17 protein-coding genes are annotated in these 15,359 nt (G+C 71.4%); 5 read left to right on the top strand and 12 right to left on the bottom strand.

Annotation, left to right across the window (positions count from 1 at the left end; all coding sequences use genetic code 11):
- Positions 1-206: 206 nt before the first annotated feature.
- A complete protein-coding gene (locus AB0F56_RS29340) occupies positions 207-713 on the bottom strand; it encodes a GNAT family N-acetyltransferase (protein WP_362015044.1) in 507 nt (168 codons plus the stop codon).
- Between the two features lie 118 nt (positions 714-831).
- Between AB0F56_RS29340 and AB0F56_RS29335 the strand changes: the two genes are divergently transcribed.
- A complete protein-coding gene (locus AB0F56_RS29335; protein WP_362014829.1) occupies positions 832-2,031 on the top strand; it encodes an acyltransferase in 1,200 nt (399 codons plus the stop codon).
- Positions 2,032-2,051: 20 nt separating this feature from the next.
- Here the strand turns inward: AB0F56_RS29335 and AB0F56_RS29330 are convergent, their stop codons facing one another.
- A complete protein-coding gene (locus tag AB0F56_RS29330) occupies positions 2,052-2,423 on the bottom strand; it encodes a hypothetical protein (protein ID WP_362014827.1) in 372 nt (123 codons plus the stop codon).
- Between the two features lie 143 nt (positions 2,424-2,566).
- Here AB0F56_RS29330 and AB0F56_RS29325 point away from each other — a divergent pair, with 143 nt between their 5' ends.
- Entirely contained in the window at positions 2,567-3,409 is an 843-nt protein-coding gene (locus AB0F56_RS29325) for a helix-turn-helix transcriptional regulator (protein ID WP_362014825.1), read from the top strand.
- Positions 3,391-3,588 carry a DUF397 domain-containing protein gene (locus AB0F56_RS29320; RefSeq protein ID WP_362014823.1) on the top strand — a complete coding sequence of 66 codons (198 nt, stop codon included), beginning with the start codon at positions 3,391-3,393 and terminating at the stop codon, positions 3,586-3,588. Before AB0F56_RS29325 ends, AB0F56_RS29320 begins: the two co-directional genes overlap by 19 nt.
- On the opposite strand, the gene AB0F56_RS29315 is transcribed toward AB0F56_RS29320, so the two are convergent.
- The 4 genes from AB0F56_RS29315 to AB0F56_RS29300 all read right to left on the bottom strand — a co-directional run bounded on the left by AB0F56_RS29315 (position 3,572) and on the right by AB0F56_RS29300 (position 6,458).
- A complete protein-coding gene (locus AB0F56_RS29315) occupies positions 3,572-3,889 on the bottom strand; it encodes a PIN domain-containing protein (RefSeq protein WP_362014821.1) in 318 nt (105 codons plus the stop codon). The two genes, AB0F56_RS29320 and AB0F56_RS29315, sit on opposite strands and share 17 nt — an antisense overlap.
- A 96-nt stretch (positions 3,890-3,985) precedes the next feature.
- Positions 3,986-4,288, bottom strand: coding sequence for a CopG family transcriptional regulator (locus tag AB0F56_RS29310; protein WP_362014819.1), 303 nt, complete (start codon positions 4,286-4,288; stop codon positions 3,986-3,988).
- Positions 4,285-5,169 carry a helix-turn-helix domain-containing protein gene (locus AB0F56_RS29305; protein ID WP_362014817.1) on the bottom strand — a complete coding sequence of 295 codons (885 nt, stop codon included), beginning with the start codon at positions 5,167-5,169 and terminating at the stop codon, positions 4,285-4,287. Before AB0F56_RS29305 ends, AB0F56_RS29310 begins: the two co-directional genes overlap by 4 nt.
- A gap of 281 nt (positions 5,170-5,450) precedes the next feature.
- Positions 5,451-6,458, bottom strand: a complete 1,008-nt coding sequence (locus AB0F56_RS29300; protein ID WP_362014816.1) for a hypothetical protein — start codon at positions 6,456-6,458, stop codon at positions 5,451-5,453.
- Between the two features lie 378 nt (positions 6,459-6,836).
- Between AB0F56_RS29300 and AB0F56_RS29295 the strand changes: the two genes are divergently transcribed.
- The gene (locus tag AB0F56_RS29295) at positions 6,837-7,715 is read left to right on the top strand and encodes an NAD(P)-binding domain-containing protein (protein WP_362014815.1); all 879 of its coding nucleotides are present in this window, start codon (positions 6,837-6,839) and stop codon (positions 7,713-7,715) included.
- Positions 7,716-7,766: 51 nt separating this feature from the next.
- Here the strand turns inward: AB0F56_RS29295 and AB0F56_RS29290 are convergent, their stop codons facing one another.
- The 4 genes from AB0F56_RS29290 to AB0F56_RS29275 form a co-directional block, all read right to left on the bottom strand.
- Positions 7,767-8,174 (bottom strand): hypothetical protein, encoded by a 408-nt coding sequence (locus tag AB0F56_RS29290; protein WP_362014814.1) that lies wholly within the window; start codon positions 8,172-8,174, stop codon positions 7,767-7,769.
- 139 nt (positions 8,175-8,313) lie between these two features.
- Complete coding sequence (locus AB0F56_RS29285) at positions 8,314-9,837, bottom strand: serine/threonine-protein kinase (RefSeq protein WP_362014813.1); 1,524 nt, start codon at positions 9,835-9,837, stop codon at positions 8,314-8,316.
- Positions 9,838-10,347, bottom strand: coding sequence for a hypothetical protein (locus AB0F56_RS29280; protein WP_362014811.1), 510 nt, complete (start codon positions 10,345-10,347; stop codon positions 9,838-9,840).
- A gap of 201 nt (positions 10,348-10,548) precedes the next feature.
- Complete coding sequence (locus AB0F56_RS29275) at positions 10,549-12,627, bottom strand: N-6 DNA methylase (protein ID WP_362014809.1); 2,079 nt, start codon at positions 12,625-12,627, stop codon at positions 10,549-10,551.
- A 218-nt stretch (positions 12,628-12,845) separates the two neighbouring features.
- On the opposite strand from AB0F56_RS29275, the gene AB0F56_RS29270 reads away from it, so the two are divergent.
- Positions 12,846-13,610, top strand: a complete 765-nt coding sequence (locus tag AB0F56_RS29270) for a hypothetical protein (protein WP_362014808.1) — start codon at positions 12,846-12,848, stop codon at positions 13,608-13,610.
- A gap of 93 nt (positions 13,611-13,703) precedes the next feature.
- Here the strand turns inward: AB0F56_RS29270 and AB0F56_RS29265 are convergent, their stop codons facing one another.
- Positions 13,704-14,450: an N-acetyltransferase gene (locus AB0F56_RS29265; protein ID WP_362014806.1), complete on the bottom strand. Its 747-nt coding sequence runs from the start codon at positions 14,448-14,450 to the stop codon at positions 13,704-13,706.
- 110 nt (positions 14,451-14,560) lie between these two features.
- The gene (locus AB0F56_RS29260; protein WP_362014804.1) at positions 14,561-15,247 is read right to left on the bottom strand and encodes an HNH endonuclease family protein; all 687 of its coding nucleotides are present in this window, start codon (positions 15,245-15,247) and stop codon (positions 14,561-14,563) included.
- Between the last annotated feature and the right edge of the window lie 112 nt (positions 15,248-15,359).

The following is a 15,359-nucleotide window of genomic DNA, read 5'->3' as shown; positions in this document are numbered from 1 at the left end:
GACCGAGAGTTTGGTGAGCCCGGAATGGAACGTCAATCTTCCACTTGTGGTCGTACACGACGCAATATTTGAGCGCCGAACAAAGAGGCCCGCTTTGTTGGCCTTTTGACCGCTGTCGACCTTGCGGAATTGGCCAGTCTGGCCGTAACCCACCCCTCTGAATGTGACTGCCATCACATGCCGAAGTCCGTTTGGTTACCGCGGGGTTACTCCGGCACGAGCCGCCAGCGGACCTCGCCATCGAGCCACACATCGGTGGGCGCGAGCCCGACGGCGGCCGCGACGGCGGCGGACGCGGTGTGGTCGGGGTGGATGTGCGCGAGGACCGTCCCCACGCGCGCGTGCCCCGTCAGCCACTCCACAAGCCCCCGCACGGCCTCGCGCGCGATCCCCCGCCCCTGCCACGGCACCCCGACGACCCAGGCGACCTCGGCCGCCGCCTCCGCGTCCTGGACGGTGGCCTGCACGGTCCCGACGAGACTCCCGGAGGCCCGCTCCCCGACGACCCAGTTGCACCAGGAGACCCCGGGCTCGGGCGACCCGGCGGTCTGCCGCTCGTACCGCGCCCGGAGCGCCGGCAGGGTGGGCGGCTCGCCTCCGATGAACGAGTACAGGTCAGGGTCGCCGAGCACCCCGGCCATCTCCTCGGCGTGCGCGACGGCGAGGGGGTGGAGGGTGAGGCGGGCCGTCTCGATGGCCTCGGTCCGAATCATGGTCACGGGGCCAAGCATGCCGGGTCACGTGACCAAGGACACCCGTTCTTTGCTTGTGGGAATCCTGTGGGGCGCCTGTACGGTCCCTGAGTCGCATCGTTCGAGGGAAGGCTCCGTCATGCCCGCCATCAGGCGAGCCAGCAGCAAAGAGCCGGGCGCACGCCTCTTCGCGCTGGACGGAATACGGATCACAGCGGCGCTGGTCGTCGTGCTCTACCACTACATAGGGCTCAGCTCGGCGTGGGAGACGAACACGTCCGAGCTGTTCCCCGCGCTCCGGCCCTTCGCGCTCTTCGGCTGGCTCGGCGTCGAGATCTTCTTCATCGTCAGCGGATTCGTCATCTGCATGAGCGTCTGGGGCCGCACGGTCGGCGACTTCGCCGTCTCCCGGGTGTCCCGGCTGTTCCCCGCGTACTGGGCCGGCATCGTGCTCACTGCGCTCGTCCTGTGGTTCCTGCCCGAGGTGGAGGAGCTACGACAGATGGAGCAGTGGAGCGACATCCTGGTCAATCTGACCATGATGCAGGGCGGCCTGGGCGTCGGGCACGTGGACCACTCGTACTGGACGCTGTTCGTGGAGCTCAAGTTCTACGCGCTCTTCGCGATCGTCGTGCTCTGCGGTGTCACATATCGCAATTGCATACTGTTCTGCGGAGTCTGGACGCTGGCCGCGGTCGCCGCGCCGACCACCGGCTTCCGGCTCCTCCAGTTCCTCGCGATGCCGCAGTACGCGCCGTACTTCATCGCCGGCATCGCCTTCTACCTGATGCACCGCTACCGGCCCACGATGCTCCTGTGGGCCATCGTCGGCGTCCAGTTCCTCCTCGCCCAGCACTACGTCCGCGGGCGCATGAACGTGAACCTCGGCCGACACCTCTCCGAGCAGCTGCCGACCTGGCCCGCACGGCTTGTCATCACGGCCGGCTTCCTCGCGATCGCCGCCGTGGCACTCGGGTACCTGAACCGGATCCAGTGGCGCTGGCTGAAGACCGCCGGAGCGATCACGTACCCGCTCTACATCATCCACATGGCCATCGGCATCACCCTGATCCACCACTTCCGCGACCGCGTCGCGCCGGTTCCGCTCGTCGTGTCCGTGACGGCCGCGATGCTGGTCCTGGCCTGGCTGATCCACCTCTGCGTGGAACGCCCGCTGTCGAAGCGCCTGCGGGTGGGGATGCGGCGCGGCATCGAGGAGATCCGCCGCAACACACCGGCCCCGGTGTCCGACTCCGGTTCCGTCGCGGCCCCGGTCGCGGCCGGGCCCCTGGGCGAGCGTCACGTGCGCGAGCCGGTCCTGTCGTCGCTCAAGCCCTGACGTGACTCAAGCCGTGCCCCTCAAGCCGTGACGTGGTCCTGCCACAGGTGACGGCGGAGGAGGACGTTCGCGTCCGTCTCGGCGCTCCCGTCGAAGCGGGCGCGGGCCTGGCTCCGCTGGAGAGCCAGGGCAGCGCAGTCCTCGCAGTCGGGGACGGGCGTGGGCGGCCGGTCCGGGTCGACGGTACGGGTACGGGTGTACGTCCGGGCATTGACCGCCCGCACGCCCGCGCTCAGCCGCTCCTCCGGGGTCGCCGGCCGGAGGAGCGCCGGATCGGCCTGCCATTCCCGGCCGCCGCCGACGGGCCGGAGCATGGCGTACGGGCCGACGCTGCCGCGGAACTCCCCTACCACACAAGCCACTTTGTCGTACATGAAAGCGCCGCACTCCATGGATTCCCGCCCTCCTCGTGAATTACCCTCTGTGATCCGGGCACTACGAGAATGGACCCCGGACCGAGGAACGATGAGCGCTGCAGGGCCGTACTTCCCCACGTCGCGCGGGTAGTTCCACATCTTCCACAAGGGAGCGCGTGATGCCGGCGAGACGGGTGGTGACTGGCCGCAGCCAAGAACCGCGCAAGCGGTTCGCGGAGGAGCTGCGCAAGCTTCGCATCGAGCGCGGCGACAGCCTGCGGCGGCTGGGCGAGGTGGTCGGCTGGGACTGGTCCCTCTTCTCCAAGATGGAGAAGGGCGAGACGCTGGGCGGCCCGGAGGTGGTCCAGGCGTTGGACACGTATTACGGGACGTCGGGGATGCTGTTGGTGCTGTGGGAGCTGGCGGTGGGGGATCCGACGCAGTTCCGGGAGAAGTACCGCCGGTACTTCGACTTGGAGTCAGAGGCGGTCAGCCTCTGGCACTACGCGCCCAGCCTGCTGCCGGGCCTGCTCCAGACAGGGGCCTACGCACGCACGCTCATGGAGACAGGCATTCACGAGGGCGCCGAACTGACACGCCACGTCGAGGCACGCCTAGGGCGACAAGAGCTACTGACGGGGCCCAACGCCCTTGGCTTCCGTACGATCTTGTCGGAGTCGGTGCTGCGCACGCCGCTGCCGAATCGGGACCGCTGGCAGGAGCAGTTGGCGCATCTCCTCGCGGTCAGCGAGCGTCGTAACGTCACCATCCAGGTGGTCCCGCACTCCGTCGGGCTGTACGCGCTGAACGGCACCGACGTGACCTTCCTGAGGCTCGCCGACGGCCGCGTGGTGGCCTGGGTGGAGACCAGCTATTCCGGAAGCCTGATCGAACGAACGTCCGATGTGGACCTCATGCAGCTCCGCTACGATCGGGCTCGCGATCTGGCCCTTTCCCCGGCGGATTCACGGAAATTCATCATGCGGACGTTGGAGGAAGCACAGTGCGAGCCATCGACCTGAGCACCGTCACCTGGCGCAAGAGCTCGTACAGCAACGCGGAAGCCGGCAACTGCCTGGAGGTCGCCGACGCCCTCCCCCTCGTCCCCGTCCGTGACAGCAAGAACCCCACCGGCCCCACCCTCCTCTTCGAGGCCGGGGCCTGGGCCGCCTTCGTGGCGGGCCTCAGGGCAGCAGGGTGAACGCTTCCGTGTGAGCGGGGCGTACGGCGCCGAAGTGACGGCGGTCCACCGTGGCGACTTCGCGTACGCCGAGACGTGCGGCGCAGGCGATGACGGAGGCGTCGACCAGCCTGAGCAGGAAGCCGGCGTAGCGGGCGGTCAGCTCCGCGATCCTCATCGGGTCGCCGTGATGCACCGACTCGACCGTGAAGAGGCCTTCCGCGAAGTCCTGCGCCAGCAGAAGCTCCGCCCGGGTGCCGATCCCGCGTCCCAGCAGGTGGGCGACTTCGGCGATGACCAGGGCCTGGTCGATGCGCGGCACTGGGCGGGTCTGGAACAGCCGCTGGGAAGCCGTGTGCCACGCATCCGTGTCGCCGACCACGGCGTAGAGCGGTGTCCGCGTCGACGATGAGGGCGCTCACGCGCCCCGGCGGACGTTCTCTGCTTCCCGCGCCTCCTCCTCGGCGATGATGTCGCGCCCTTCCGCCAGCCCGGCCAGCAGTTCCTCCATGCGCTCGGAGATGTCGCTGCGGCCGCTCGACCCCGAGCCTGTGGAGTGGAACCTTCGCGGAACAGGGGCATGCCCCTGCTCTGCGCCAGGCAGATGGGCGGCGATGGCCTCCCGAGTCCACTCCGAAACGGTCATGCCGCGCCGGGCGGCTTCGTGGCGCATCCGGGCGTCCAGCGACTCGTCGATCCTGATCGTCGTCCGCTTGGTCATGCGACACGCTCCTGAATGAATGAGTGGCAATCGCGGCAGCGGCCCGGCTGCGGGGAGCGGAAGGCCCGGTCGCAGTCCTCGCACGTCTGCAGGGGGTCCGGGGCCGGGGGTTTCGGGGGCAGCGGGGGTGGGAGCAGGGCGGTCAGGCGGTGGGACAGGAGGCCTGCGGGGTGTTTCAGGTCGTCCGGGAGGGCCGCCGTGAGTGTTCGGCGGACCGCGTCCGGGCGGGCGCCCCGGGCGAACCAGGCGTCGACCCCGGGGGCCAGGCGCTGGACGTCCCGTACCGACAGCAGCAGGCGGGGGTCGTGGGCCCGCAGGCCGAGGAGGAGGTCCGCCGCCGGGCCCTCGGGCAGGCGGGCCGACGGGAACGGCGGCCGGGCGGGTGCGGGCTTCCGGCGCGCCGCCGAGGGGCGTGCCGGCTGGGGCGCGGGGCTCTCGGAGACCGGGGCGGACTCCGGGGCCGGGGCCCGGTCCGGGACCGGAGCGGACTCCGGGGGCGGGTCAGGGGCCCGCTCGGGGTCCGGGTCCGGGTCCGGGTCCCTGTCCGGGTCCGGGGGCTTGTTCTGCGCCCCCGGGCGGTTGTACGAAACCGTGCGCGTCGCCATGCGGCCGCCCGGCAGGCGTTCGAGGGTCCTGGTCAGGTAGCCGTACGCCTCCAGCTCGCGCAGAGCCGCCGCGATGCGGATCTCGCCCTCCGGGAAGCGCTCGGCGAGCGACCGGATCGAGACGCAGGCGCCGTCGGGCAGCGACTGGATGTGGACGGCGAGGCCGATCGCGAGCAGCGAGAGCTTCTCGTGCTGGGCGAGGTGGTTGCCGACCACCGTGAAGTGGCTGGCGTGGTGCGCCGTGACGTGGATGACGCCCCCGCGAGGAGCGGGCACGCTAGGGTGCTGGGTATCCATCGGGAAGGTCTTGCTTCCTCGTTGGTCAGGCCCTCGATCGGGATTGCGAGTCCCGGCCGGGGGCCGAACTGTTTTCAGTTGGTCGCCGTGAGCATATGCCAGGCAACCAGTCCCCAATCCAGCCCAGTTGGCACAGTTCGCTCGTCCGAGTGACGGACGCGTTCCGGGGAGGTGGGAGGGGTGGGGAGGTTCTTTCCCCCAGTTCTTTGGTCTTTGATCTCGCGCCCCACCGGCTTGCGACCCGCCACGATCCGGCGGGGTCAGTGAGCCGGTACGCGGGTGGCGGCACCGGCACAGATGGGGAGGGTCCGGGCGGAGTAGGAACGGGCGGCCGCGATGAGACCGAAGCCCAGGCCGGCGAAGGCCAGACCGCCGAAGGCGACCATCCAGGTGATCCCGGAACTGGTGGTGAACGCCCCCGACGGTTTCAGCTTCGGCACTACTCCGGTGGCGCTGAGCGGGGCGTAGATCAGCAGGAAGACTCCGTACACCGACAGGCCAACGGAGCTCAACCACGCTGGTAGCAAGGGCAGTAGGCGTGGGACTCGCCGCCCGGAGAGGATCAGGGTCCATCGGGGGAACGCTTGTCCCCACGGGTACAGCAGTCCCAGCAGCAGGAAGATCGCAGCCATCGCGGCCAGCACGGTGACATCGATTCCCACCGATGCAAGAGCCCTTGCGAGTTCCGACTCGCCTGCGTTCATCTCCCGCCACCCGTGGGCCGTGACTCCGATCGCCTCGCCACCCAGCGTCCAGATGGTCTTGACCCCCGCCCACGGCAGGAGCCCGCACATGAGCAGGTAGACCGTGACTCGGGTTCGCTTCGAGGCGAGGGAGGGGACAGGGTGCGCGAGCGGGCCGTCAAAACCGCCTGAGTGGTCCTGTCCGCACCGAGGGCACCTGCCTCTCAGCCGTCGGCGGTACGAGATGGCGACGACGATGAGAAGAGCGGCGCCCACCGCGCTCAACAGGTCATGCGCCAGGCCGGTGACACTGTCCACCCCGGAGAACGACGCCAGCGTCACGAAATACGCCGGCAGACTGGCCATTCCCATCACGAACACGGGGACCGTCAGGATCAGCGCCGCCGCCATCGTCACTCGGCCAGGCCTGGCAAGCGTTCGGGTAGTGGCCAGGCAGGCCGCGGCAGCCAGGACGGCGAGGGCAGCCAGGAGGAGCTGGACCGTCGGCGCGTACGCGACATGCGGCGACCAGGGCACGGTCGCGCCTGATGCGGCCCATGTGACCTGGACCAGGGCGAACAACACGCCCCATACAGCGGCGGCGTGCGGTACCCACATGGGCCAGCGCCGCGACCACACCGCCCACCCCGCGTACTCCAACGGCGGGCTGGAGCCGGTACGCATATGCGCTTTCGTAGGAACAGCCACCGTGACCTCCGGTTCCGCATCTACTGACACTCAAGAATCCCCAGCCCCCATACCGGTCACATCCGCCGCGCGGACCATCCGCCTCCCTCGCGTGGGTGAGAAGAGATCCGGCACTCCAGCTTTAGATCGTGACTGTCACGTCGCGAGCGGGCCGGACGGGAAAGGCCCACTGACAAAAAAGTAAGGTCTTGTCCGCTCCTGGGCCGCCGCGCAGCATGGTTGGCGCAGCCACCCACCACGGACAGGAGCTTCCTCATGCCCACGCACTCTCGAACTCCCGTGACCGTCCTCGGACTCGGGTCCATGGGGCGCGCGCTCGCCGAGGCGTTCCTGAACGCCGGGCACCCGACCACCGTCTGGAACCGGACGCCCGGCAAGGCGGCGCCCCTTGTCACCCAAGGGGCCGTGCACCTGGCCGACATCGCGGACGCCGTGGCGGCCAGTCCGTTGGTCGTCGTCTGCCTGACGACGTACGAGGACACCCTCGCCGCCCTGGAGCCCGCAGGGCATGTGCTCGACGGGCGGGCGGTCGTGACGCTCAACAGCGGGTCGCCCGCCGGGGCGCGGCGGATGAACGCCTGGGCCGTGGAGCACGGCGCGCGTCACCTCGACGGGGCCGTGAAGGACGTGCCGTCCGCCGTGGGGCGTGAGACCACGCTGCTGTACTACGGCGGCGACCGGGGCGTCTTCGACGAGTTCGGGGCCGCGCTGCGCGTGCTCGGCGGGGACACGGTCTTCCTGGGGGACGAACCCGACCTCGCCGCCCTCTACGAGACGGCCGTCGGCGGCACGCTGCTGCCCGCGCTCGTCGGGTTCTTCCAGGGCGCGGCGGCGCTGCGGGCGCGCGGGCTCGACGCCGCGTCGATGGTGCCGTTCGGCGTGAAGTGGTTCGAGATGATCGGGTCGGTGCTGCCCGTCTTCGCCGAGGAGATCGACCGGGGTGCGTACGACGAGCCCGGCTCGTCGGTGAACCTGTTCCTCGCGGGGGCCGCCGGGGACGAGGAGTTCGCCAGGGAGGCCGGTCTCGACGTGGCCTGGCACAAGCCGTTCCAGGAGCTTCTGGAGCGCGCGGTGGCGGCCGGGCACGGCGAGCACAGCGTTTCCGCGCTGGTCGAGGTCCTCAGGAAGCGGTGAGGGCCGGACCCCGCCGGGTCCGGCCCTCGTGTGCGCGTCAGGGCGCGTCGGTCACTTGACCGGGTTCAGGCAGAGCACGAACTTGTACGACTCCAGCTGCTGCGCCAGGGCGACCTCGCTCACGTCGCCGCACTTGTTGACGTCGAAGGTGTCGTCGATGACCTTCACGACCTTGTAGAGGTCGGGGCCCTTCTCGCCGCAGGGCTTGGTCTCGACCTCGGGGTCGTTCTCCGCGCCGGTCACCTTCACGCACTCGCCGACCTTGGCGGCCACGGGCGCGTCACCCGTGAGGTAGGGAAGGCCGAGCTTCCAGAACAGGATGGCCGCGATGGCCACGACGATGCTGAGGATCGTCTTGCCTATGCTGCGCTTCTTCTTCGCCGGCTCGGCGGGAACGGGCGCGGGCACGGACTCGGGCGCGGTGGGCTGCTCGGGGGAGGCGGGCGGCTGCGTCGTCATGAAGGATTCCTTGGGGACGTGTGCATGATCAGACGCGCAGATTACATCTCGCGGAACGGGCAAATCGGGCCCGGAAGATCCAATTCCCCAACCAGTTGTGGACTCGTGATTCTGGCGCCCCGTCAGCCGAGGTGAACGGTCAGCCGAAGCGGCCCATCTGCTGCTGGCGGGCCAGCGCGCGCCGCAGGTCCGTCGGGAGCGCGTGGTACGGGCCGTACGCCCGCTCGGTGTCGTACAGCAGCGCCTGGAGCTGCTGGTGGGCCGCCGTGTGGTCGCCCATCGACAGGAGCAGGTTGCCGATCCGGCGGCGGATGTCGAAGAACCTGGCCTGGTCCGCGCCGTGCTCCAGGAACGGCAGCAGGGCCCGGTACTCCGTGAGCGCGGAGGCCGTCTCCCCCAGCTGCTCCAGGCACTGCGCGGCCTCGTAGCGGAACTGCAGGGTCTGCGGGTCCGCCGGGCCCGCCTCCTTCGCGCGGTCCTCGGCGAGGCGGCGCAGCTCCGGCAGGGCGCGGCGGTACTGGCCGTCGTCCATCAGGGTCGTCGCGTACTGCTTGCGCAGGATGCGGACGACCGGCGAGTGCTCGCCGTGCTCGGCGGCGGCCGCGGGCAGGATCGAACCGAGCAGGTCCACGGCGCGGGTCAGCGAGCCCTCCCCGAGGAGCCGCTTGACCTCGTCCACCGTGGCGGCCACGTCCGGGCGGGAGACCGGCGGCGGGACCGGCGGGGCCGCCGGCCGAGGGGGCGGGGCGGAGGCGCGGTCCGGCCAGGGGGCGTGCGGGCGCAGGAAGGGGCGGGTCGGGTCGAGCGGCCCTGCCGGGGCCCCGCGCGCGGGGAGCATCGGCAGCAGGGCTTCGTACACCTCGTGCGCCCCGGAGGGGCGGTGCTGCGGGTCCTTGGAGAGCAGCCGCAGCACGAGCGCCTCCAGCGCCTCCGGCACCTCGGGCCGCAGCTGGCGGACCGGCAGCGGTGGCTCGTACAGGTGCCGGTGCAGCACGCCGAGCGCGGTGGAGCCGGCGAACGGGACGTTCCCGCTGAGGAGTTCGTGGAGCAGGACCCCGAGCGCGTACAGGTCGGTGAACGGGCCGACCGCGCCGCCCATGGCCTGCTCGGGCGCCATGTACGCGGGGCTGCCGATCGGCGAACCGGTGTGGGTGAGGCGGGTGGTGTCGGTGTCCAGGACGGAGGCGACACCGAGGTCGAGCACGGTGAGGCTGCCGTCCGAGCGGACCATCACGTTCCGCGGCTTCAGGTCGCGGTGGACGATCGGCACCGCGTGCACGGCGGCGAGCACCGCGCACAGCTGCGCGGCGACGGAGACCGCCCACTCCCAGGGGTACGGGTCGTGCTCGGCGAGATGGTCGGCGAGGTCCGCGCCGTCGACGTACTGCATCACCAGGTACAGGTCGTCGCCGTCGCTGCCGGCGTCGTGGACGGTGACCAGGCCCGGGTGGTCGACCTGCGCCGTGACCCGGCACTCGCGCACGAAGCGGCGCCGCAGCTCCTCGGCGGCGGTCGCGGGTCCGGTCATGGTGGCGGGGCGGAGCAGCTTGACGGCGACCCGGCGGTCGAGCCGCCCGTCGTACGCCGTCCAGACCTGGCCCATGCCGCCCTGGCCGATGACGGTGGAGAGTTCGTACCGGCCGCCGATGACGCGTCCGTTCACTTACTTCCCCTCGTCCTTACGGAGGAGGTCGCTGAGCTCGTCCAGCTCGGCCCGGACCTGGTCGATCCGGGGGTTGGACGCCGTGGGCTGGGCCGTCGGCTGCGGCGGGATCCCGCGCTGGGGGTGCGGCTGGGGCTGCGGCTGCGGCTGGGACTGCGCCGGGGGGACGTAACCGGCCTGGTGGCGCGGGACCGTCGCCGCGTACGGGTTGAACGGGCCGGCCTGGTGCGCCGACGGCACGAGACCGAGGCGGACCTTGTCGTGCCGGAGGTCGGCGACCAGGAAGTACACGGTGAACGCCAGCGCGTTGAGGAGGATCAGACCCATCGCGACGTCCGCCTGCGTCGTCTCCACGTCGTCCGGCAGGATGATCATGCCGGTGATCATCACGGCCGCGGAGACCCCGCACAGCACCCAGTCGAGCGCGCGCCGGGTCACGGCCGCGAGCCGGATCATGGTCGCCCAGGTCAGGAAGCCGATGCTGAGCAGCGGCAGGATCGCGAAGAGCACGCGGAGCACGATCACCGACGCCGGAATGGCACGCTGGGGTTGCGGAGGCGGTGGCGCGTAGCCGTGGCCGTACATTCCTGCTCCTGAGCACTCGGTTCGGTTGCGGAGTCGAGCGTATACACCGACGCGGACAACGTCCCCAGGGTTGCACCGAACCGTTGTCGTACTGATCCGTCACCCGGTCGGGTCACGGCGTCCGGGTCAGGGCGCCACCGTGCCGTCCGCGAGGCCGTCGAAGAGCCCCTGGACCAGTTGCTCGCCGATCCGGCCCGCGAGGCGCAGGGCGTCCTCGAACTCGGCGAGGGCGCGGAAGCGTTCGCCGTACCGCTGCTGTTCGGTGAGCGGCAGGCGCGGGAGCTGGAGGCGGCGGACGTCGAGGCGGGTGGCGGTGGAGGCGTAGCTGCTGGCCTGGCGGGTGTTGGTGGTGCCGCGCAGGAAGCCGGCCAGGAACCACGGGTCGAGGGCGGCCGGGTCGGGGCGCAGGAGCTGGAGGTTGCGGCCGAGCGCGGCCCCGGCGGTCGCGGTGTCGACGACCCGGGCGAGGGAGCCGCCGCCGAGGACGGGGACGACGACGTCGCCGGGGGCGAGGAGGACGGGCTCCTCGGGGGCGCCGTCGGGGAGGGTCCCGGAGGGCGGCTGGGCGGCGAAGACGTCGTTCTCCGTGAGGACCCGGGTCGGGGCGCCGGTGAAGGAGGTCGTTCCGGCGCCGCCCGCGCGCAGTTCGAGCGCGCCCGTCCGGGCCAGTTCGCCGACCGTGACTCCGGTGGGCCGGGCGGCCGCCGCCGTCGGGTCGCCCGCGGCGCGGGTCGCGGCGTCGGCGGGCAGGGCGGGGGGCGGGGTGAGCGCGACCGTACGGCCGAGGGTCTCGGCCAACCGGTCCCGTACCGCGAGAAGTTCGGCCGCTCCGCCACCTGCGGCGGGGGGCGGCAGGTGGCGGGCGGGCGCCAGGTCGACGTCGTCGTCGAGGAGTTCGATGACGGGCACGGAGCGGCTCGCGCCCGGGGTCTCGGTGACCGTGCCGTGCTTGTCGAAGGGCAGCCAGGCGTCGAGGACGGCGGTGTGGACGGCCTGCCAGTCGAGCTTGTCGCGGCCCACATGGTCGGCCGTGGTGTCGACGAGCAGCAGCTCGGGGGAGACGGTGACGCCGGCGGCCGGCTTGCGGAGGACCCAGAGGTGGAGCGGGATGCCGTAGGGCGGGGCGGCCCCGGCGGGCAGGGCGACGACGGCCCTGAGGGCGCCCCTGCGCAGGAGGTCGGCGCGGATGCGGCGGCCCGAGCGGCGGGAGGCGGCGGCGGGCGGCATGAGGAGGACGGCGGTGCCGCCGGGGCGGAGCCGGGCCAGGGCGTGCTGGACCCAGGCCAGTTCGGACTCCGTGCGGGCCGGGAAGCCGTACTCCCAGCGCGGGTCGTAGGCCAGTTCGTCGTGGCCCCAGTTGCGCTCGTTGAACGGCGGGTGGCAGAGCACGGTGTCCGCCGTGAGGTGCGGGAAGGCGTCGGCACGGAGGCTGTCGCCGGTCCGTACGCGGATGTCGGCGTCGGAGGCGAGGGCGAGCCGCAGGGCGGTGAGCGCGGCCAGGTCCGGGTCGGTGTCCTGACCGTGCAGGGCGCCGGGGTGCTCGACGGCGCGGAGCAGGGTGCCGGTGCCCGAGGCGGGGTCGAGGACGGTGGGGCGGGGGCCCTCGGTGGGGGCGGCGAGGGCGGCCATGAGGGCGGCGGGGCCCGGCGGGGTCAGCGTGTACTGGCGCGGGTTGGCGTCGAGGTGCCGGCCGAGCAGGAACTCGAAGGCCTGGCGGGCGCCGATCTCGGCGGCGAGCTCGGCGGCCCCGCGCAACAGGGGCACGGAGGGCCCCAGTTCGGCCGGGCTCGGGGTGAGCACGGAACGCTCGACGCCGAGGCGTTCGGTGAGGACCTCCTCCAGGGCGACCGGCAGGGTCTCCGCGAGCCGTTCGTCCGAGACGGCGGCGAGCTTGGGCCAGGCGCTGGAACGGTCCCGTACGAGCAGCAGGACGCAGCCCGCGTGGGCGAGCGCGGTGACGGCGCCCGCCGGGTGGCCGGCCACCTGCTGCCAGACGCGCTCCCGCAGCGGGACCTCGTCGAGCTTGCCCTGGGCGCGCAGCCAGCCTTCGACGTCGGCGAGCGCGAAGGAGGGGCTGGTCTCCGTGCCGCCCACGGGGCGGGGGAAGTCGGCGTGCCGGCGCCGCCAGTTGCTCACGGCGGCCCGGCCGACCCCGGCGAGCCGGGCGATCCCGGCGGCGGTCACCTCTGCTGTGCGCTCCGGCACCTGGCGCCTCCTGTGCGTTTCCCGCTCGTGTCCCTGTGTACCCCTGCTGTGAGCCCCGATCTTACCGACGGACGCAAGGCCCCCCACTTCACAGTGTGAGTCGACGTGAATCCTGTGAACCGTGTTGACTCGGTTCACAGGCTCTGGTCTTATTGAGTCATCGCTCCACGGGATTCCGGTGGGGCCGCCCCCGCCCACCCGACCCCGGAGAACCCACCATGTCTGCCGCCCGTCACCCCCGCACCCGCCGCACGGCCGTCCTCGTCTCCGCGCTCTGCGCCGCCGTCGCGCTCGGGGCCACCGCCTGCGGGCCCCTCTCCGGCGAAGCGAAGGCCTCCGGGCCGTTCGGGGACCTGACCGGACCCCAGATCGCCAACAAGGCGATCGCCGCGACGAAGAAGGCCGACTCCCTGACCCTCGACCTCGCCGCGAAGACGACCGACGGGCCGATGAAGGCCTACCTGTCGCTGGACACCACCGGAAAGTGCGCCGGCACCCTGACCGTCGGCGCCACGGGCACGGCCGAACTGGTCAAGGCCGACGACAAGGACGTCTACCTCCGCTTCGACGAGGCGTTCCTGCGGGCACAGGCGGAGGGCGAGCCGGCCGAGGTCCAGGAGGCGGTCCTCAAGGAGCTCAAGGGCCGCTGGGTGAAGACCCCGGTGACCGACCCGGACGCCAAGGACAACCTCGAACTCTGCGACCTGAAGGCGCTCCTCGGCGACTTCGAGGAGGGGATCAACTTCGCGGTCAAGGGCAAGGAGACCACCGTCGGGGGCAAGAAGGCGCTGACGCTCACCGAGAAGCGCGGCGGCGAGACGACGACCGTCTACGTGGCGACGGAGGGCGAGCCGCTCATCCTGAAGGTCGTCGCGGCGGGCGGCGAGGAGCCGGGGACGATGACGTTCACCGACTACGGCAAGCCCGTCGTGGCGAAGGTGCCGGCGGCCAAGGACGTCATCGACGAGAAGAAGCTCGGCTGACGAGCGAGGGCCACAGAGAAGGGGAAGGGTGTGAGGGCCGCCTACGGGGGGGCGGCCCTCACACCCTTCTCGTATCTCGCACGAAAGCCGTGTTCACACGCGGTGGCGGACCCATATGTTCGGCTCGACGTAGACCGCGTAGCCGCGCGAGACCTCGCAGTGCACCGGTACGAGCGCGCCCGCGACCTCCACCGGGCCGTCCGTGTCGAAGGGCAGCCCGGTCCAGGCGCGCCACTGCTCCACGGAGGCCGCGACGGTCATCGAGGCCGGGCAGACCGCCTCCACCGTGCCGCCCGCCCGGACATGGACGCGCAGCCACGGGTCCTCGGGCAGGCCGTCGGACTCCCGGGTGCGGAAGGCGTACTCGTGGATGGAGGACGCGGCCTCCAGGTGCTTGCCGTTCGGGCGGACCGGGGCGACGAGCTCGGAGAAGCCGAGGCGGCGGGCGTTCTCCCGCATCGCGCCCAGCATCCGCGCCGAGAGCCCCTGCCCGAGCGCGCTCGTGTCGACCGTGACCTCGATCGCGCTCACGGTGTCGGGCACGCGCCCGTGCCGCAGGTCGGAGAACGCCCACATCAGGACCTGGTCCCAGCCGGTGGCCGGCAGCTCGCCGCGGCCCTGGGCCCGGAGCTGGAAGGGGACGCTGAGCGCGCGGGCGACGACCGTACCCTCGGGGTCGGTGGCGACGAGGACGTACTCCGGGAGTTCGGCGACGATCCGGCCGTAGTGGGACCAGCCCACCGGATCGTTGACCGTGAACTCCGGCCAGAGGTCCTTCATCGCCCACATCGCGCCCTGGAGTTCGGGGCGCTCGGCGAGGGTGGTGATCGTCAGTTCCATGGAAGCGGAGGCTAACGGCCGTTCGCGCAGGTGAGGAAACGATTTACCGCGGCTGCGGACCAGGGCGGCTGCGGGACCACCGCGGCTGCCGGACCACCGCGGCCTCCGGACTACGGCAGCTTCTGGTCCGGGCAGCGGCCGAGGACCTTCTTCATCGCCTCCTGCTCGCCCCGGGTGACCCAGACCCCGTACTTCTTCTTCACCGCGACCTGCGCGGCGACGTACGTACAGCGGTACTCCTTGTTCGGCGGCAGCCAGGTCGCCGCGTCGCCGTCGGACTTGCGGCGGTTGGCGGACGCGTCGACGGCGAGCAGGTTGAGCGGGTCGTTGGCGAAGCGGCGCCGCTTCTCCGCGTCCCATTTCTGCGCGCCCTTCTGCCAGGCGTCGGAGAGCGCGACGACATGGTCGATGTCGACCTTGCTGCGGCCCCGGACGAAGTCGACCCGGTCCCCGGTGTACGGGTCGTGGGCGAGGACCCCGGAGGCGACCTTGCAGCGGTCGTCCTTGAAGCGGACGTCCGCGAGGTCGCGCTTGAGGATGTCGTCGCGGGTCCCGCAGCCGTTGCCGTCGACGTCGGCCCAGGCGCGGCCGAACTTCTCCCGGTCGTAGCCGGTCTTCGGCGCCCGGCCCTTCACCGTGAGCGTGTCCACGGCGACGAGCGCGGGGCCGCCCGCGCCGGGGGCTCCGGAGGCGCCGTCGGCCGGGGAGCCGTCGGGGCTCTCGGTGCAGCCGGTGGTTATGAGGACGGCGGCCGCGAGGGCGGCGGCGAGGGCGGAGGTCCTGCGATAGCTGGGCACGCGGGGATCCTAGCCAGACCGTTCCTAATCAGTGAGCAGGAGTGAGTCTTGGACCCAAGCCTGTGCACTGCGGACATCCCGAACGGTTTTGGATGTCCTGGTCTCCCGCTTT

The sequence above is a fragment of the Streptomyces sp. NPDC026092 genome (genome assembly GCF_040638605.1).
In the GTDB taxonomy this organism is placed as follows: Bacteria; Actinomycetota; Actinomycetes; order Streptomycetales; family Streptomycetaceae; genus Streptomyces.
Note: the sequence above shows the minus strand (reverse complement) of the source record. Positions and strands in the feature narration are given on the sequence as shown.